Origin of the sequence: Bradyrhizobium sp. STM 3561 (genome assembly GCF_045571455.1) — a bacterium.
Lineage (GTDB): Bacteria > Pseudomonadota > Alphaproteobacteria > Rhizobiales > Xanthobacteraceae > Bradyrhizobium > Bradyrhizobium vignae.
In genome coordinates this window covers 7,948,806-7,965,811 of record NZ_CP120695.1, presented here as the reverse complement: position 1 = coordinate 7,965,811, position 17,006 = coordinate 7,948,806, and the positions used below count along the sequence as shown (strand labels likewise).

The 17,006-nt window shown below is 60.2% G+C and carries 18 protein-coding genes; 4 read left to right on the top strand and 14 right to left on the bottom strand.

Going from position 1 to position 17,006, the window contains the following annotated elements:
- Nucleotides 1–102 precede the first annotated feature (102 nt).
- The 6 genes from ccoP to P6U28_RS37700 all read right to left on the bottom strand — a co-directional run bounded on the left by ccoP (nucleotide 103) and on the right by P6U28_RS37700 (nucleotide 5,207).
- Complete coding sequence (gene ccoP / locus P6U28_RS37725; RefSeq protein WP_129143752.1) at nucleotides 103–978, bottom strand: cytochrome-c oxidase, cbb3-type subunit III; 876 nt, start codon at nucleotides 976–978, stop codon at nucleotides 103–105.
- 5 nt (nucleotides 979–983) lie between these two features.
- The gene (locus P6U28_RS37720; protein ID WP_129143753.1) at nucleotides 984–1,148 is read right to left on the bottom strand and encodes a cbb3-type cytochrome c oxidase subunit 3; all 165 of its coding nucleotides are present in this window, start codon (nucleotides 1,146–1,148) and stop codon (nucleotides 984–986) included.
- 13 nt (nucleotides 1,149–1,161) lie between these two features.
- Nucleotides 1,162–1,896, bottom strand: coding sequence for a cytochrome-c oxidase, cbb3-type subunit II (gene ccoO / locus P6U28_RS37715; RefSeq protein ID WP_407120842.1), 735 nt, complete (start codon nucleotides 1,894–1,896; stop codon nucleotides 1,162–1,164).
- An 11-nt stretch (nucleotides 1,897–1,907) separates the two neighbouring features.
- Nucleotides 1,908–3,557: a cytochrome-c oxidase, cbb3-type subunit I gene (gene ccoN, locus P6U28_RS37710; RefSeq protein WP_407120840.1), complete on the bottom strand. Its 1,650-nt coding sequence runs from the start codon at nucleotides 3,555–3,557 to the stop codon at nucleotides 1,908–1,910.
- A gap of 355 nt (nucleotides 3,558–3,912) precedes the next feature.
- Entirely contained in the window at nucleotides 3,913–4,338 is a 426-nt protein-coding gene (locus P6U28_RS37705; RefSeq protein ID WP_407120838.1) for an HPP family protein, read from the bottom strand.
- Nucleotides 4,339–4,373: 35 nt separating this feature from the next.
- Nucleotides 4,374–5,207: a universal stress protein gene (locus P6U28_RS37700; RefSeq protein WP_129143757.1), complete on the bottom strand. Its 834-nt coding sequence runs from the start codon at nucleotides 5,205–5,207 to the stop codon at nucleotides 4,374–4,376.
- Between the two features lie 204 nt (nucleotides 5,208–5,411).
- Between P6U28_RS37700 and fixL the strand changes: the two genes are divergently transcribed.
- The 4 genes from fixL to P6U28_RS37680 all read left to right on the top strand — a co-directional run bounded on the left by fixL (nucleotide 5,412) and on the right by P6U28_RS37680 (nucleotide 9,005).
- On the top strand, nucleotides 5,412–6,929 hold the full coding sequence (gene fixL, locus P6U28_RS37695; protein ID WP_407120835.1) for a sensor protein FixL: 1,518 nt from the start codon (nucleotides 5,412–5,414) through the stop codon (nucleotides 6,927–6,929).
- A gap of 3 nt (nucleotides 6,930–6,932) precedes the next feature.
- Entirely contained in the window at nucleotides 6,933–7,550 is a 618-nt protein-coding gene (fixJ, locus tag P6U28_RS37690; RefSeq protein WP_209295004.1) for a response regulator FixJ, read from the top strand.
- 60 nt (nucleotides 7,551–7,610) lie between these two features.
- Entirely contained in the window at nucleotides 7,611–8,045 is a 435-nt protein-coding gene (locus P6U28_RS37685; RefSeq protein WP_209295005.1) for a response regulator, read from the top strand.
- A gap of 258 nt (nucleotides 8,046–8,303) precedes the next feature.
- Nucleotides 8,304–9,005: a helix-turn-helix domain-containing protein gene (locus P6U28_RS37680; RefSeq protein ID WP_209295006.1), complete on the top strand. Its 702-nt coding sequence runs from the start codon at nucleotides 8,304–8,306 to the stop codon at nucleotides 9,003–9,005.
- A gap of 320 nt (nucleotides 9,006–9,325) precedes the next feature.
- Here P6U28_RS37680 and fdxB read toward each other — a convergent pair whose 3' ends face one another.
- The 8 genes from fdxB to nifD form a co-directional block, all read right to left on the bottom strand.
- Nucleotides 9,326–9,622 (bottom strand): ferredoxin III, nif-specific, encoded by a 297-nt coding sequence (gene fdxB / locus P6U28_RS37675; RefSeq protein ID WP_407120832.1) that lies wholly within the window; start codon nucleotides 9,620–9,622, stop codon nucleotides 9,326–9,328.
- 11 nt (nucleotides 9,623–9,633) lie between these two features.
- Nucleotides 9,634–9,834, bottom strand: coding sequence for a CCE_0567 family metalloprotein (locus P6U28_RS37670; protein ID WP_122405503.1), 201 nt, complete (start codon nucleotides 9,832–9,834; stop codon nucleotides 9,634–9,636).
- Nucleotides 9,831–10,307 (bottom strand): NifX-associated nitrogen fixation protein, encoded by a 477-nt coding sequence (locus tag P6U28_RS37665; protein WP_209295008.1) that lies wholly within the window; start codon nucleotides 10,305–10,307, stop codon nucleotides 9,831–9,833. The genes P6U28_RS37670 and P6U28_RS37665 overlap by 4 nt, the downstream gene beginning before the upstream one ends.
- Nucleotides 10,308–10,313: 6 nt before the next feature.
- Nucleotides 10,314–10,709 (bottom strand): nitrogen fixation protein NifX, encoded by a 396-nt coding sequence (nifX, locus tag P6U28_RS37660; protein WP_209295009.1) that lies wholly within the window; start codon nucleotides 10,707–10,709, stop codon nucleotides 10,314–10,316.
- On the bottom strand, nucleotides 10,706–12,115 hold the full coding sequence (gene nifN / locus P6U28_RS37655; RefSeq protein ID WP_209295010.1) for a nitrogenase iron-molybdenum cofactor biosynthesis protein NifN: 1,410 nt from the start codon (nucleotides 12,113–12,115) through the stop codon (nucleotides 10,706–10,708). The genes nifX and nifN overlap by 4 nt, the downstream gene beginning before the upstream one ends.
- A 9-nt stretch (nucleotides 12,116–12,124) precedes the next feature.
- Nucleotides 12,125–13,771, bottom strand: coding sequence for a nitrogenase iron-molybdenum cofactor biosynthesis protein NifE (gene nifE / locus P6U28_RS37650; RefSeq protein WP_209295011.1), 1,647 nt, complete (start codon nucleotides 13,769–13,771; stop codon nucleotides 12,125–12,127).
- 96 nt (nucleotides 13,772–13,867) lie between these two features.
- Nucleotides 13,868–15,424: a nitrogenase molybdenum-iron protein subunit beta gene (gene nifK, locus P6U28_RS37645; protein ID WP_209295012.1), complete on the bottom strand. Its 1,557-nt coding sequence runs from the start codon at nucleotides 15,422–15,424 to the stop codon at nucleotides 13,868–13,870.
- Nucleotides 15,425–15,490: 66 nt separating this feature from the next.
- On the bottom strand, nucleotides 15,491–16,993 hold the full coding sequence (gene nifD, locus P6U28_RS37640) for a nitrogenase molybdenum-iron protein alpha chain (RefSeq protein WP_209295027.1): 1,503 nt from the start codon (nucleotides 16,991–16,993) through the stop codon (nucleotides 15,491–15,493).
- Between the last annotated feature and the right edge of the window lie 13 nt (nucleotides 16,994–17,006).

The window sequence follows — 17,006 nt, the reverse complement described above, 5'->3', positions numbered from 1 at the left end:
GGCTTTCGAGAGGTGCGATTGAACCTAGACCGGACATCGTCGCGCCAGTTGATCCAGCGCAAACGGAGGCACATTTGTTCGCCTCCCTTTGCGGCCGGTCTGCTATTTTCCGCCACCGAGCGAGTGGACGTACACGGCCATCGCCTTGATGGTGGCGAGATCGAGCCGCCCTTCCCAGGCCGGCATGACACCGGCGCGGCCCTGGCTGATGGTCTCGATCAAGATCGCCTCGTCCGAGCCGTAGAGCCAGATCTTGTCAGTCAGATCAGGTGCGCCCAGCTCCTGGTTGCCCTTGCCGCCATCGCCATGACAGGCGACGCAGTTCTCGGCGAAGATCTTCTGGCCCCTGGCGGGGTCGTATCCCGTCCGCATCGAGAGGCCCGACAGCGCCCGGACGTAATTTGCGACCGTGACGATCTCGTCCGGCTTGAGCACGCCGTCCTTGCCGAAGGCGAGCATCTGGCCTTCATGGGCCTTGGCGTGACCGGAACGCGCGCCGAACTGGATGGTCTGCATGATCTGGTCGAGCGTGCCGCCCCACAGCCAGTCGTCATCGTTCAGGTTCGGGTACCCCTTGGCGCCGGCCGCGCCGGAGCCGTGACAGGGCGCACAATTATCGCCGAATACGGTCTTACCCTTGGCGCGGGCGAGCGCCAGCAGGGCCGGATCCTTCTCGATGTCGGCGAGCGAGGCCGCGCCCAGCGCCACCATCTTGTCGCCGCGGATCTTCTCGAGATTGGCGAGCTCGACGGCGACGTCGGCGCGCGAGGAGTAGCCGAACACGCCGGTCGTGTTGCTGGAGATCAGCGGCCAGGCCGGATAGACGATCCAGTAACCGATCGCCCAGAAGATGGTGAGATAGAAGGTGATCACCCACCAGCGCGGCAGCGGCGTGTTGAGCTCCTTGATGCCGTCCCATTCGTGTCCGGTCGTGGACTTGCCGGAGAGGGAATCGATGTCGCTATGATGATCGGTCATGGTCTCTACTCCTCCCGCAACGGCAGGCGTGCCGCCTCGTCGAACGTAGCCTTGTTACGGGGCCAGAATGCGTAGGCGATGATCGCGAGAAAGATCACGACGAACACCGGCGTCCAGATCGTGGTCACCAGACCGGACGCGAGATTGTCGAGTGTCAGGATGGCTTTCATCGTTGATGCCTTCTCAGCGAAGATTGACTTTCTCGTTGTAGATCTTGAAATCGACCAGCGTGCCGAGCATCTGCAGGTACGCGATCAGCGCGTCCATCTCGGTCGGTGTGCCAGGCTTGCCGTCGAAATTGCGCACGACAGCCTTGAGGTAGCGCTTGCTGAAGGCATCCGCGCCGGAATTGTCGGGATCGGCCTGGGCCTTCAGATCGGCCCCAGCGTTGGCGATCTGGTCGTCGGTATACGGCACGCCCACCGTGCGCAGCGTACGCATGTGGTCGGCGATGGCGTCAGGGTCGACCTCACTGGCGCTGAGGAACGGATAGCCGGGCATCACCGACTGCGGCACGATCGCGCGCGGATTGGTCAGATGGGTCACATGCCAGTCGTCGGAATATTTGGCGCCGACGCGGGCAAGGTCCGGCCCCGTGCGCTTTGAGCCCCACTGGAACGGGTGGTCGTACATGCTCTCGGCCGCGAGCGAGAAATGGCCGTAACGCTCGACCTCGTCGCGCAGCGGCCGGATCATCTGCGAATGGCAGAGATAGCAGCCTTCGCGGACGTAGACGTTCCGCCCGGCGAGCTCCAGCGGCGTGTAGGGCCTCACCCCATCGACCTTCTCGATCGTGCTCTTGAGGTAGAACAACGGGGTGATCTCGACGAGACCGCCGATCGCGATCACCAGCAGGATGCCGACGACCAGGATGATCGAGTTCTTCTCAAAGACTTGGTGGCGCGTCCAGAACGACATTGTCTTGCTCCTCACTCCGCCGGCTGAAGAGCGACGGGCATCTGGACTTCCTGCTCGCCGACGCGAACTGTCATCCAGAGATTGTAGGCCATAATCAGCGAGCCGATCAGGAACAGCGCGCCGCCGGCGGCACGGATGATGTAGAAGGGATGCATCGCCTCGACGGTCTCGATGAACGAATATTCGAGGAAGCCGAGCGAGGTGTAAGCGCGCCACATCAAGCCCTGGAGGATGCCGGACACCCACATCGCCGAGATGTAGAGCACGATGCCGAGGGTCGCGATCCAGAAGTGCCAATTGACGAGCTTCAGGCTGTAGAGCCCCTTGCGATTCCAGGCCCACGGCACCAGGCAGTACAGCGCGCCGAAGGAGACGAAGCCCACCCAGCCGAGCGCGCCGGAATGCACGTGGCCGATGGTCCAGTCGGTGTAGTGGCTGAGCGAGTTGACCACCTTGATTGACATCATCGGGCCTTCGAAGGTCGACATGCCGTAGAAGGCGACGGAGACGACCAGCATGCGCAGCACGGGGTCGGTGCGCAGCTTGTCCCAGGCGCCCGACAGCGTCATCAGGCCGTTGATCATGCCGCCCCAGGAGGGCATCCACAGCATGATCGAGAAGGTCATGCCCAGCGTCTGCGTCCAGTCCGGCAGCGCCGTGTAGTGCAGATGGTGCGGACCGGCCCAGATGTAGAGGAAGATCAGCGCCCAGAAGTGGATGATCGAGAGGCGGTAGGAATAGATCGGCCGCTCGGCGCGCTTGGGGATGAAATAGTACATGATCGCGAGGAAGCCGGCGGTCAGGAAGAATCCCACCGCGTTGTGGCCGTACCACCACTGGAACATGGCGTCCTGGATGCCGCCCCAGGCGACGTAGGACTTCGAGCCGAACACCGAGACGGGCAGCGGGGGATTGTTGCCGAGATGCAGGACCGCGATCGTCACGATGAAGGCGAGGAAGAACCAGTTCGCGACGAAGATGTGCGGTTCCTGGCGCTTGATGACGGTGACGAGGAAGACGAGCAGATAGACAACCCAGACGATGGTCAGCCACAAGTCCGAGTACCATTCTGGCTCGGCGTATTCCTTGCCTTGCGTGACGCCGAGCAGATAGCCGGTACCGGCGATTAGGATGAAAAAGTTGTAGCCGAGCACGACGAACCAGGGGGCGAGCTCGCCAGCGAGGCGCACGCGGCACGACTTCTGCACCACATAGAACGAGGTCGCGATCAGCACGTTGCCGCCGAAGGCGAAGATCACCGCCGAGGTGTGCAGCGGCCGCAGCCGGCCGAACTGGATCCAGGGCAGGTCGAAGTTGAGCGCCGGCCAGGCCAGCTCCGAGGCGATGATGAGACCGACCAGGAAGCCGGCAATGCCCCAGAACATCGCCATGAAAGACGAGAACTTGATCGGACCCATATTATAGTTGGGCCAACCGTTGATCTCGGCCGGCGGCAGCGCCGCCGGGCGATCGAGGTAACGGTTGATGATGCAGAACACCGCAGCCGCGCTCGCCGCCGCGCCAAGCGCGGCGTGGAAGGCGAAGGGCGCATCGAGGGCCTTGGCCGAGGCGACCACGCACAGGAAGGCAGTGACTGCGAACACCACAGCCAATCCGCTTTCACCGATGGTCATGGATTTGGAGATGGAGGGCTGGCTCATGCGGATTCTCTCTGAAAGAACACAGCACCAGAAACCACGTTCGCCTTCGCGGGGAATTGATTGAAATCAAGATGGATGGATTTCTGTTAATGTGAGGCCGATGCGTCACGACTTGAAATGCCCTTGTTCCTTTGTGCGCAGGGCGATCGCATATGGTCCGTATGCGGCCTGAACGCGCGCCTCGTCCTTCGAGACGACCGCCGCGCGTCTCCTCAGGATGAGGCTCAGCGCCGTCTTGCGCGCTCTTGAAAGTTCCGACGCGTACTCCACTGTCATCCTGAGGGCCGCCAAGGCGGGCGTTTCGAAGGATGCGTTGGAGTCCGCAACAAAGGGAATAGCCCGATCTGCGTCCCTATCAGTCGCTCGCCGTCGCCTTGAGCGCTGCGATGACGTCCTCCCGGGTGATGATGCCGACCAGCTTCTGCGCGGCATTCAGCACGATGATGCTCCGGATGCGGTGCTCGACCATGATCTGGAGCACGCGAGTCAGACGCGTGTCGGGGCTGACATAGATGAACTCTGGCGTCATGACGTCGCCGACCTTGCGGCCCATCAGCTCGTGATAGCGCGGCAGCATCTGGGCCGACGTGAAGGCGAAGCACTTGAGGATGTCGAACTTGGTGACGATGCCGACGACCTGCCCGTCGTCCTCGACCGGGTATGAGTTAAAATCGTCGCGTTCGAACATCTCGCTAAGCGCGAGCATGTCGAGGTCGCGCCTCACCGTCGCGACTTCGCGCGTCATGTAACCGTCGACGGTCTGTTCCAGAAATTTGTACACGGCGCGTCCTCCTCGATGACCTTTGCGGCCGGCCGTCAGTGCGACAGCAGCACGCTCCGCGCGGATTGCGTGACCAGATGCTGGGTGACGCCGCCAAGGATCAGTTCGCGAAATCTCGAATGACCATAGGCGCCCGCGATGATCAGGCCGGCACCGAGGTCACCGGCGACTCTCTCCAACTGCGCGGCGGCGGATTCGTTCGGCGCGCCCTCGCAGATGCGCGCCGTCGCGGTGATGCCGTGACGGGCGAGCCAGTCGGCAACGTCGGTGACGCCGGCGATCGCGACCGAGCGATCGTCGCCCTGCTCCGGAATCATGGCAATGGTGACGTCTCTCGCCTTGCGCAACAGCGGCAGCGCGTCGGCCACCGCGCGCCGTGCCTCTGGCGTGTCTTTCCACGCCACCAGGACGTTGCGCAGGTCGAGCCAGTTGACGGTGTCGGGAACGACGAGAAGCGGACGACCGACCTGCATGACGAGGTCCTTGGGACTTGCGCGCGCGAAGGCGTCGGAGAAGGCCGGGCTGCGTGCGCCGCTGACGACGATGTCGGCACAGCGCGCCTGCGCCAGGACGAACCGCGCCGGAAAATCCAGTGCGCTGCGCCACTGCGCATGTCCGCCGCGATTCTTCGTGGCGGCCCGGAACTCCGCTTCCAGCCCGGCCAGACGCCGCTTGATGGACGCTTCGCCTTCATCAATCAGCCCCTGCGCCTCGGCGCTGTCCGTGAAATAGAGCGGCGGAGCGAACTGCGCGGCTGCAACGCCGACAATGGCGGCTTCGAATCGTTCAGCGAGCTCGCCCGCGACCTCTAGACGCGGCTCGTTGGGCTGATCGAGCGCCAGGCTGACCATCACGGTCGCGTATGTCATCGGGATGCTCCGAAAAGGCAATGACCGCGGCGAAATCTAGCCGCGTTGGCGCCCGGCGGGATGAGATAGATCAAATCGCCGGGCGGCGTGTCGCGGGCATCGCCGATGGAAACAGACATCGGAACTTGCCTCCGGCCCGGCCTTGGGCGAAATTGCCGCCAGGGTTGCGGCGCCATGCCCGCCGCACGGAAATGGGAGCCCCGGTTGCCGTCGATCCGAGTCACGCATCCGCCGGACGATAGCCGCGGTGAGCATTTCCGGGTCCGGATCGAAGGGTTCGGCGTCGGCACCTGGGATTTCGACCTGGCCACGCGGGATTTGGAATGGTCTGATACTGCGCGGACCCTGCTCGGTGTCGCGGAAGGCGAACAGCCGAGCTATGAGTCGTTCCTGTCACGCATCGAACCCGAAGACCGCGCACGCGTCGAGAGCGCGATCAGGCGCGTCTCCGAACGCGGCGGCGGCCTCGACGTGTCGTTCAAGGTGGCTGGCGCCTCCCGCGCGGGACAGTGGATCCGCGCCCGGGCCGCCGTGATCCGGGACGAGACCGGTACCGCCCGCCATCTGAGCGGGATATTCCTTGACGTCAACGAGGAGAAGCATCTCGAGGCAGCCCTGCGCGCCCAGGAGAATCATCTGCGCTCGATTCTCGAAACGGTGCCGGACGCCATGATCGTCATCGATTCGCGCGGCATCATGGAGCTGTTCAGCAGCGCAGCCGAGCGATTGTTCGGCTACAGCAAGCAGGAAGCCATCGGCCAGAACGTCAGCATCCTGATGCCGGAGCCGGACAAGTCACGTCACGACGGCTATCTGGAGCGCTATCTCAAGACCAATGACCCGCACATCATCGGCATTGGCCGCATCGTGACCGGCAAGCGCCGCGACGGCACGACCTTTCCGATGCACCTTTCGGTCGGGCAAACGCAGCGCGGCGGTGAGCTTTATTTCACCGGCTTCGTCCGCGACCTCACCGAGCATCAGCAGACCCAGGCCCGGCTCCAGGAATTGCAGTCCGAGCTCGTCCATGTCTCGCGGCTGACCGCGATGGGCGAGATGGCCTCGGCCCTGGCGCATGAGCTGAACCAGCCGCTGGCGGCGATCAGCAATTACATGAAGGGATCGCGACGCCTCCTGGCCGGAAGCCAGGACCCGAACACGCCGAAGATCGAGAGTGCATTGGACCGCGCCGCCGAACAGGCCTTGCGCGCCGGCCAGATCATCCGACGCCTGCGCGACTTCGTCTCTCGCCGCGAATCCGAGAAGCGGGTCGAAAGCCTCTCCAAGCTGATCGAGGAAGCCGGCGCGCTCGGACTTGCTGGCGCGCGCGAACAGAACGTGCAGCTCCGCTTCATCATCGATCCGAGCGCTGATCTCGTCCTCGCCGACCGCGTGCAGATCCAGCAGGTGCTTGTCAATCTATTCCGCAACGCGCTGGAAGCGATGGGGCAGTCTCAGCGACGAGAGCTCGTCGTCACCAATCGGCGCGTTGGTAACGAGATGATCGAGGTGGAAGTGTCGGATACCGGCTCCGGCTTCAGGGACGATGTCATTCCAAACCTGTTTCAGACCTTCTTCACCACCAAAGAGACCGGCATGGGTGTGGGATTGTCGATCAGCCGCTCGATCATCGAGGCTCACGGCGGCCGCATGGTCGCCGAAAGCAACGCGTCGGGCGGCGCAACATTCCGCTTCACCTTGCCGACAGCCGACGAGACCTGAGCCATGACGACCAAGGGACATGTTTACGTCATCGACGACGACGCGGCGATCCGGGATTCGCTGAATTTCCTGCTGGATGCCGCCGGCTTCGGCGTCACGCTGTTCGACAATGCGCAGAGCTTCATCGATGCCCTGCCCGGCCTCGGCTTCGGCTGCGTCATGTCCGACGTGCGCATGCCGGGTCTCGACGGGATCGAGCTGTTGAAGCGGATGAAGGCGCAGCAAAGCCCGTTCCCGATCCTGATCATGACCGGTCATGGCGACGTGCCGCTCGCGGTCGAGGCGATGAAGCTAGGGGCTGTCGACTTCTTGGAAAAACCGTTCGAGGACGACCGACTCACCGCGATGATCGAGACAGCCATCCGCCAGGCGGCGCCGGCCGCCAAGAACGACGCCATCGCGCAGGACATCGCCGCCCGTGTCGCCTCCTTGAGCCCGCGGGAGCGCCAAGTGATGGAAGGCTTGGTCGCGGGCCTCTCGAACAAGCTGATCGCCCGCCACTATGACATCAGCCCGCGCACCATCGAGGTCTACCGGGCCAATGTGATGACTAAGATGCAGGCGGGCAGCTTGTCGGAACTGGTGCGACTCGCCATGCGCGCCGGGATCGTGAAGGATTAAGGCAAACCGTCTTGAGGTAGGTCAACACGGGCCCATTTCTCGTGTGCTAAACCAAACAGAATGAGCGAGATCGGTTCCCATCGTAATCGGCTGATAATGGAGGCACCCGGACAGCCGGTTGTCTACGTCGTCGACGACGATGATGCCGTGCTCCGATCGCTGCGCTTCCTATTGGAGACCGACGGCTTCGCGGTGCGAACTTTCCGGAACGCCACGGCGCTGCTAAGTGCTATGAACAAGCCTGGCGCTGACTGCTACGTAATCGACTACAAGATGCCGGATATCAACGGCATTGAGCTCGCCGACCGGCTGCGCCAGTCGTACGGCGAACCCCCCGTGATCCTGATCACAGGCTATCCGGACGAAAATATCTCGCCTCGGGCGGCCGCCGCCGGCGTCACGGACGTGATCTTGAAGCCGCTTCTGGCGGAAAACCTGGTCAAGCGCATCCGCCACGCGATCCAGAGCAGACGTGGAAACTCGGTGCGGCGCTAGACCGCGCTCCCTGTGCGGCGAACCTCGCTGGGGGATCGCAAAAATCCAGATCGGTTCGCAGCACGCTCTTGGGCCAAGATCGGTCATACAGGCAACACTCCAAGTTGGGGCTGCTATCTGGTCGCCCTCGAGCGGTATCTGACCCTGCAAGTGACCTACGGAGTTCTACGTAAGGGTACGCCCTTAAGATATCACGCGAACTTTTCAACCGACCCGGCACGGCGTAGGAACTCCGTCATCACAACGGAGATGGCGCGGATGCTGACCCAAACGATCAATACCCAGGCAATCAACACGCAAGTTCGTGGCAAGATTGGCTCGGCACTTCCCGCATCTGACCAGTTTGTTGCCATCGCCGACCATGTCGGACTGATCGCCACCGAATTGTCGTACCGCAAGGAGGAGGAGATCTATGGCGAGGACGAGCCGGCCGAATACGTCTACCAGGTCGTGTCAGGTGCGGTCCGCACTTACAAGCTCCTCTCAGACGGCCGCCGCCAGATCGGCGCCTTCCACCTCCCCGGCGACGTGTTCGGCCTCGAATCCGGCGCCAGCCACCGCCTTACCGCTGAAGCCATCATCGAGACCAATGTGCGCGTTGTAAATCGCGCGAGCCTGGAGAAGGTCGCCGGCATCGACGTGCACGTTGCCCGCAAGCTCTGGGCCATGACCTCCGGCCAGCTGCGCCACGCTGAAGACCACATGCTGCTGCTGGGACGCAAGACCGCGATGGAGCGGGTCGCAACCTTCCTGCTCGAAATGGATCGTCGCCTTGCAGTCGCCGGCATGATGGCACTGCCGATGTGCCGCCGCGACATCGGAGACTATCTGGGCCTCACGCTCGAAACCGTCTCGCGCGCGCTCTCGCAGCTTCACTCACAGGGCATTCTCGGCCTTTCCGGCGCACGGCAGATCGAGCTTCGCAACCGGCAGCGCCTGCGCAATATCGACGCCTTGTAATGGCTACCTGCCTTTGAACTATGGTCTTCAGATTCCATCGTGACGGGCACTTCGATCCACTTGGTCCTGCGCTAGACGCAGCTCGCCTTCTACGAATAGGCGCACCTTGGAGACGAGTGGTTTGTGAGCAACGCCTATTGTATCGGCACAGCATAGCCGCCGCCCAACCATCACCGGGCAATGCTTGCGCTTTAGCTATTCGATGTCTAATCGAGACCGTTCTGAACGCGCCGTCCTCACGTTGAGTTCACCTGATCAAAATGGCATCTTTCCTCACCTATATCTTATCTCGCCTGCCGCGACAGGACGAGTGTGTTCGCTCACGCCGCTTCCGGTACGGCTGAAATGTGAGCCTGGCAGTTGGCCGGGCAAACCCTGGCGCATGCACCGCACCCAATGCAAGCACCTTGATCATTCAGAACCATAGTCTTCTTTTCGATCTCATCGTCGTCGTCATCGAGGTTGACAAATTCACCATCCTCGCTGATTCCTTTCAAAGTCATGACATCTCGGCCGCACACTTTGAAACAGCGGCCACAGCCGATGCACTTCTTGGCATCGATCGAGGTCAGGTATTGTGGCGTCCAGTCGCGTCCGTCTCGTGTTTGAAACGACATGCATTGCCCCTTTAAGTATTTTCCAGCGCCTTCAAGTCGAGGCTCTTGCGCTCAAGTTCGGCATAAGCATCGTACGCCTTCTGCGCCACCACCATGATCGAGGTCCAGTTGATGGGCAATTCTTCCGAAAGATCGTGCAGATCCATCTTGGCCTGCGTCGCCTTGGCGGACACCTTCCTTAGTTCGGCCTTCAGTGTTTCACGATCTTTCATGAGTATCCCCAATGGTTCGCCACGTCTGGAAATTTCCGAATCAGGGCGATTCCGTCGCTGACATATTTGTCGCCCGCCTCCGCGAGCTTTGCCAAGTTATCGAAACCGAAGCGATGTCCATCCCGAAGCTGCTTGTTTACGACGATCAGCCGCCCGGAGATCAGCACCACGCGGCCCACGCCTTCATATTGCAGGTTCAGAATCGGCTGGATCAACACGCCGGTCGCCCTCTCGATCGAGAGGGCGACCGCATGGAAGAACAGCTCAAGGCGCCGCAGCGTATCGGGATCAGGATCACCGATAATCGGCAATGCGCGCCCCTTCTCTCCGTCCAGAATATAGGGTTCGAGCAGATCTAGATCGCTCTTTGCCTTCAAGGCTCCATTGATACCGTGAACGCGCCAAATCTTAATTAACTCCTTTAGGAACGGCGCGTCGACGGCGCTGCCTTTCTGCTCTCGTTTTGTGGTCATATCACCTCATTCGTCGAAGTCGAACGTACGCCGTCGGTCCTTTGCCATAGCCTTGCGTAGCCAGGGAGGTGGCGTGCCCTTCAGGACGCGCTCGAGTTTTTCGAGCAACACCAGAATGCTTTCGGGCTTATTCACCTTGATAGGAAGAATCTTGTTGGCCACCACTCGCGCAGCCCCGGCACCGCCAATGGCAGCGACGTAAAGAATCGCGCAATCCTTGATCGCCTCGATTTTCGGCGCCAACTTATCGTCGTTGCCGTCTTCCTTAAGGTCGCCGTCAAACTCAATCGCTTTGAGAAACACGTGCCCGCCAGGGGCGACATCGTAAATCGCGATATTCTTTGCCCAACCAAAATGGGCATCGACTCGTCTCAGATCTTGAGTGGCAAACGCGACCTTCATGCAATTGACCTCCCGGCCGCGCCGGTGGAGCTGCGATTGCCTGAGCATCGCGGCAGTCCGGCCGCAGTCCGCCATGTATCGGGCGTAGGCTGATCGTTCTCCTCGCGGTGCGCGATCACGAGGTTGGCGATCTCGAAGATCAGATTCCGGGTACCACGATAGCCCACGGACAGTTGGTGTCCCGCACCAAGTCGATCGAACATCGGAAAACCCGTACGATAGAAGGGCAATTTCAGCCGAGCCGCCGCTTGCCTGCCATGCGAATGGGTGATCAGCAGATCGCAATGGTTTGTCTTGGCAAGCGCTTCCAGATCCTCGAGATCGCCAATGAGTACCTCCTTGGTCTTGATCCGCTCGATCACCTCCGACTGAGTGGTCGTCACGGCCGCGGTCACCTGCGCGCCCATGTCATGCAGCATGCCGGACAGATCGAACAGAAGATCTGGCTCAGCGCCGATAGCAATTTTGCGACCGCCAATATGGAAGTGCGCATCCAGCATTGCATCGGCGAGTTGACCGCGCTGACGCCGATATTTCAAGGGTATGGGGCGGCCGCTGATCTCGCTCAAGAACATCATGAATTCGTCGTTCGGACCGAGACCACACAGCCGCTCGAACACACGAAAAGGCACGCCGGTCTTGACCTGCATGACCTCTGCCGCACGCTGCATCTGCGCCCCGATTGCAATCGTCCATCCGGCGCGGCCCATGCTCGCAATTTCGTCGACGCCGATGCCGCCGATGGTCGTTGGCGTAAACTCATCGGGGATATGCCCATCGAGCGATCCCGCCAGGTCAGGCAGGAAGGACGGGCACAAGCCAAAATCCTCCACTATGACGCGGAGTTCATCAAGATCGCCGGGCGTGAGGTGACATCCCGGCAGAACATTCACCTTCGATGGATCCCGCAGCCCATTGGCGCTGGGCCCTTCCACCAGCACGTCCACAATGCGCTCCACAGCCTTCTCCCAGCCGTCCTGGAACGCGCCCTTGAAATCAGGCGTCGAGACATAGACCAGTGGCAAGTTTGCGAGTTGCGGATGCTTGCCCCGGATTAGCTTGAGGTAGGCATCCACATCGTCGCCGTTGGTCTCAGTGACACCGGTCGAGCAGATTCCGATGATCTTTGGCTTGGCACGGCTGTAGATGTTCAGTATCGCCTGCTCAAGATTCTCATAACCGCCGAGCACGGTCGCGACCTCGCTCATCGCGGTGGTCTGCAGCGGTACTGCCTCTTTGAAATGCCGGACAAAGAGCGTGAGCCCGAAGGATGTGCATCCCTGGGAGCCGTGCAGAAGCGGCATCGCCCCACGCAGGCCCATGAAGGCGAAAGCGCCACCGATCGGCTGACTCATCTTCAGCGGGTTGACAGCGCAGGCTTTCGTCGGCGCCGTGACAATGGCCATGACGCCTCCCTATTCTGCGGCCTGTCGCATGGCAGATGGCTCGGACACCAAGATCCCTTCGGGACGTCTTTGGCAGCAGTCACCGACCGCATTGGTATGCTCTCTGACCGCTGCGACGCTCCTCAGCCCGTGCGCGTAGATTGCATCCTCAAACGTGCCCAGATCGACCGTGTTACACACGCAGTTTTTCCTCGCGTGGCGCGTGGTTTCGGCGAACGCCGGATCGCAGGCGATCGCGGCCAACGGCGATTGCATCTGCTCCACTGCCTTTGCCAATGCCTCCCATGGTGCGGGTCGACGTAGCTGCTCCCACATGGGATTGGAGAGCGATTTGTCGATCTCCTCCACCAGCTTGACCATTCCGACATAGCCCATATAGGCGTGGCAACGCTCCTGATTGATATCGAGCCAGGGCATCGCCGCTTTCAGCGCGACGAACTGCGACTTGCCGCCCGATAGCATGATGTCCGCTTCTGCGTCCTTCAACATCTTGTACATTTCGCGCGGCGTCATATCCTCGATCATGTGGGCGTCCCGCCCCATGAGCTCCTTGATGCGCTCCTTGTCTTTCGTGGTTGATTTCTTGACGCTGGTTCCGACTAACTCGAGCCCGGCTTCCTGGAGTGCCGCAACGACCGACCATGACTTGACGCCGCCGGTAATCAACAAGGCCTTCTTGCCTTCAAATCGAGGCTTGTACGGCTCTATCGTAGCCCAGGCTCGCGCTTCCTCGCGCTCGATCACCGCTTCAGTGCGTCCGAGCAGATCTGTCGGCGCGCCGCGTTCAACCAATAAGCGAGCAAGCTGACGCAGCGATTTGCTCGAATCTTGAATACCGTAGAACGACCCCTCGAAGAACGGGATCCCGTAGCGTTGCTCCATCTTGCGTGCGAGGTTGATCATGGACTTTGAGCAGACCAACATCGCCGCCCGCGCGCGATGAGATGAGGCGACTTCCCGATATTTGCCATCGCCGGAGATGCAGGAGAGAATCCGTACTCCAAGCTCGTCTAGCAATGGCTTTACTTGCCAGAGCTCTCCCGAAAGATTGTATTCCCCGATCAGATTGATATCGTACGGCGTAGTGTAATCCGGCTCTTGCGTCCCAATCACGTAGTCGAGCAACGCCTCGCCGGCGAGCTTGTTACCGAGGTTCTTCGAGCCGACAAAGCCTGGGGAATTGATCGGGATCACCGGCTTTGTGAACCTTTGAGATGCTGCCTTGCAGACTGCGTTGATGTCGTCGCCGATCATCGCCGGGATGCAGGTTTGATAAACGAAGATGGCGGGCGGGTCGCACTTGTCGATGATTTCCTTGATCGCTTTGCAGAGCCGCTTCTCGCCTCCGAATACAATATCGGTTTCGCTCAAATCGGTTGTGAATGCGGTCCGCCACAGATTCGAGCCGGACGACGCCGCGCCGCGATTGTCCCAGGAATTACCTTCGCACGCGATCGGACCATGCACCAAGTGAGCGACATCGGTGAACGGCTGCAGCGCAACCTTCGCGCCATCGAAAGCACAGCCGCCGGCAGCGCTACCCGGCTGCAGTTGCTTGGTGCATCCGTTCTTGCGTTCAGCCTCCGACTTACTGCCGTTCTTGGCGCAGCCAGGCTCGTCGAAAATATTCCGGACCGTGGCCGCTAGTGAACTCATCCCTTTTTCCTCTCAGCGCGGGCTAATTGCATGGTCGACCGTCATGTGCTTGTGCCATCGTCGAGTGCTTGGGCGATGGCACGGCACGGGCGCTCATCAGCGAATGATGTCGAAGCTGGAGTCAGTTTTGCCAAGAACGTTCGTCTTCTTGTCGATCTCATCGAAGATCTTGTCCAAGATCTTCACCAAAACATTCAGGCCGCCCTGGTACCCCCATAGGGGGGAGCGGTGATGGTGATGCCGATCAAAAATCGGAAAGCCGATGCGGATCAGTGGCGTTCCAGTATCGCGCTCCAGATACTTGCCATAGGTGTTGCCAATTAGAAAATCGACCGGCTCGGTGAACAGGAGTGAGCGCATGTGCCAGAGGTCTCGGCCCGGATAGGCTTGGCAGTCCTGCCCAAATGGCGAGCTTGCAAGCAGCACCTGCATTTTCTCGTGCCAGGCCTTGTTGCCATTGGTGGACAGCACATGTGTGGGTTCGGCGCCAAGTTCGAGCAGAAACGCAGCCAACCCGTAGCAAAGATCGGGATCGCCATAGATCGCGAACTTCTTGCCATGGATATGCGCGCTAGAATCAGCGATGGCGTCGACCAGACGGCCACGTTCTCGCGCGAGTTGCTCGGGAATCTCCTTGCCGCTGATGCGTGACAGCGCCACGATAAGGTCATCCGTCGCGGATAGGCCCACCGGGTAGTTGAACGATGCGACATCCTGGCCGTGCTCAGCCACAAATGGCAGCGTTTTTTCGGTGCACCACTGCTGCATGGAGATTGTCGCCTTGGCGTGTATCGCGTTGGCCGCATCTTCCAGCGTCGTACCACCGTCATACATCCGAAATTCGCCGTCGGTCGGAGTATCGAAGACTTCAGAATTATCCGCCAGAATCGTGTGCTGGATGCCCATCAACGCCAAGATGCGCTTGATCTCGCGAAGGTTTCCGACGGTATAGCCATCGAACCCACCAATGATGTTGATCGCCCCGTTCTGCTTGCGCTCCAGCTTCGGCGCAGTTCCGGCCTTACCGTCCCAAAAATGCTCAAGAATGCCCTTGAGCGCATTGTCATAACCGGTGACGTGGCTGCCGACGAACGCCGGCGTATGGGCGAATGGCACGTCGAAGTCGGCCGGAACTGAGCCTTTTTCTTTCGACGTCTTGATGAAGGCGTTGAGGTCATCGCCAATCACCTCGGCCATGCAGGTCGTCGAGACCGCAATCATTTTGGGTTTGTACATGTTGTAGCTGTTCGCGAGCCCGTCGATCATGTTGTTCAGGCCGCCGAATACAGCAGCGTCTTCCGTCATCGACGAAGAGACGCAGGAAGCCGGCTCCTTGAAGTGCCGCGACAGATGGCTGCGGTAATAAGCCACGCAGCCTTGCGAGCCGTGGACGAAGGGCAGCGTGCCCTCAAAGCCAACAGAGGCGAATACGGCGCCAAGCGGCTGGCATGCCTTGGCCGGATTGACCGCGAGTGCCTCTCGCGCAAAGTTCTTTTCGCGATATTCGGCCGTTTTCGTCCATTCCTTAATGCGTTCGACCTCGGCGGGATCGCGAGGATTCTCGAACATCTTCTTCTTGGCCAGCATCTGCTGGTATTCTGGACCGCGGAACAGCTCGAGGTGATCGAGCACGTGTTCGGCACTCTGCGCCATTGTTGAAATCCTTCACTATCGAGATTGGTGTCGCCCCGGCTTTCCCACAGAGCGAGATGAGTTGGTTTATTCTGCAGCCAGGAGATTGGCCCTCGAAGCTTCCTTCCAAGGGGCCTTCGTTTTCTTCCAGACCGGCGAGTTGATCGCCATGTCCATGTCACGTGCGAAGATCGCAAAACCGTCATAGCCGTGATATGGGCCCGAATAGTCCCAGGAGTGCATCTGCCGGAACGGCACACCCATTTTTTGAAAAACGTATTTTTCCTTAATGCCCGAGCCGACGAGGTCAGGCTGGAGCTTTTCGACGAAGCGCTCGAACTCATAGCCATTGACGTCATCGTAGATGAGCGTGCCGTCCTTTACGTAGTGCTGAGCTGTGCGCTGATAGTCGTCGTTGTGACCGAACTCGTATCCGGTGCCAATGACTTCCATCCCGAGGTCCTCGTATGCGCCAATCACATGACGCGGACGGAGCCCGCCGACGTACAGCATCACCGTCTTGCCCTCCAGGCGCGGGCGATATTTTGCGATCACAGCGTTCACCAGCGGTTGGTACTTTTCAATCACCCGCTCGGCGCCTTCCTTTATCTTGTCGTCGAAATAGCCCGCAATCCTGCGCAGAGACTCTGCGATCTTTGAAGGTCCGAAGAAGTTGTACTCGCACCAGGGGATACCGAACTTCTCTTCCATGTGGCGCGAGATGTAGTTCATGGAACGATAGCAATGCAGAATGTTGAGCTTTGCCTTCGGCGTTGCCTCGAGCTCAGCCAGTGAACCGTCGCCAGACCACTGCGCGATCACCCGCAGGCCCATCTCCTCCAGCAGAATTCGCGATGACCAGGCGTCGCCGCCGATATTGTAGTCTCCGATGATCGCAACATCGTACGGCGTCGGCTCAACTTTTGGTTTGCCATCGGCCTCGACCTGGTCGAAAATCCAATCGCGCACCGCGTCGTTGGCAATGTGATGGCCTAGTGACTGCGACACGCCCCGAAAGCCCTCACAGCGGACCGGCACGATGGTCTTGCCGCCATATTCCTTGGATTTCGCTCTCGACACGGCCTCAATGTCGTCACCGATCAATCCGATCGGGCATTCCGATTGGATCGTGATGCCGTTGTTGAGCGGAAACAGCTCCTGGATTTCGTCAAGAATTTTGACCAGCTTCTTGTCGCCGCCGAATACGATATCCTTTTCCTGGAAGTCGGAGGTGAACTGAAGGGTCACGAAGCTATCGATGCCCGTCGTGCCAACGTAATAATTGCGTCGCGATCCCCACGAATACTGACCGCAGCCGACCGGGCCATGGCTGATATGGACCATGTCCTTGATCGGTCCCCAGACCACCCCCTTTGACCCTGCATAGGCGCAGCCTCTGATCGTCATCACGCCAGGTATGGATTTGATGTTGGACTTCACCCCGCAATCCGACTTGCCGGCTTGGTGAACGTTGAGGTGCTTGGCACGCCGTTTCGCGGTTTTCTCCGGATAGACCTTCAGCACCTCCTGGATCAGTTCTTTGTTGCGAGCCCTGATTTCTGCGATGCTCTGGGTCGAGGCGAGACTCATCTGATGTCCTTCA

Bases quoted from the DNA above. Each gene is read 5' to 3' on its own strand.
- P6U28_RS37700 (WP_129143757.1), bottom strand. From the start codon at position 5,207: ATGACATACGCGACCGTGATGGTCAGCCTGGCGCTCGATCAGCCCAAC.
- nifD (WP_209295027.1), bottom strand. From the start codon at position 16,993: ATGAGTCTCGCCTCGACCCAGAGCATCGCAGAAATCAGGGCTCGCAAC.
- nifX (WP_209295009.1), bottom strand. From the start codon at position 10,709: ATGAAGGTCGCGTTTGCCACTCAAGATCTGAGACGAGTCGATGCCCAT.
- nifE (WP_209295011.1), bottom strand. From the start codon at position 13,771: ATGAGTTCACTAGCGGCCACGGTCCGGAATATTTTCGACGAGCCTGGC.
- fixJ (WP_209295004.1), top strand. From the start codon at position 6,933: ATGACGACCAAGGGACATGTTTACGTCATCGACGACGACGCGGCGATC.
- P6U28_RS37670 (WP_122405503.1), bottom strand. From the start codon at position 9,834: ATGAAAGATCGTGAAACACTGAAGGCCGAACTAAGGAAGGTGTCCGCC.
- ccoP (WP_129143752.1), bottom strand. From the start codon at position 978: ATGACCGATCATCATAGCGACATCGATTCCCTCTCCGGCAAGTCCACG.
- P6U28_RS37685 (WP_209295005.1), top strand. From the start codon at position 7,611: ATGAGCGAGATCGGTTCCCATCGTAATCGGCTGATAATGGAGGCACCC.
- P6U28_RS37720 (WP_129143753.1), bottom strand. From the start codon at position 1,148: ATGAAAGCCATCCTGACACTCGACAATCTCGCGTCCGGTCTGGTGACC.
- ccoO (WP_407120842.1), bottom strand. From the start codon at position 1,896: ATGTCGTTCTGGACGCGCCACCAAGTCTTTGAGAAGAACTCGATCATC.
- P6U28_RS37680 (WP_209295006.1), top strand. From the start codon at position 8,304: ATGCTGACCCAAACGATCAATACCCAGGCAATCAACACGCAAGTTCGT.
- nifK (WP_209295012.1), bottom strand. From the start codon at position 15,424: ATGGCGCAGAGTGCCGAACACGTGCTCGATCACCTCGAGCTGTTCCGC.
- ccoN (WP_407120840.1), bottom strand. From the start codon at position 3,557: ATGAGCCAGCCCTCCATCTCCAAATCCATGACCATCGGTGAAAGCGGA.
- P6U28_RS37665 (WP_209295008.1), bottom strand. From the start codon at position 10,307: ATGACCACAAAACGAGAGCAGAAAGGCAGCGCCGTCGACGCGCCGTTC.
- fdxB (WP_407120832.1), bottom strand. From the start codon at position 9,622: ATGTCGTTTCAAACACGAGACGGACGCGACTGGACGCCACAATACCTG.
- nifN (WP_209295010.1), bottom strand. From the start codon at position 12,115: ATGGCCATTGTCACGGCGCCGACGAAAGCCTGCGCTGTCAACCCGCTG.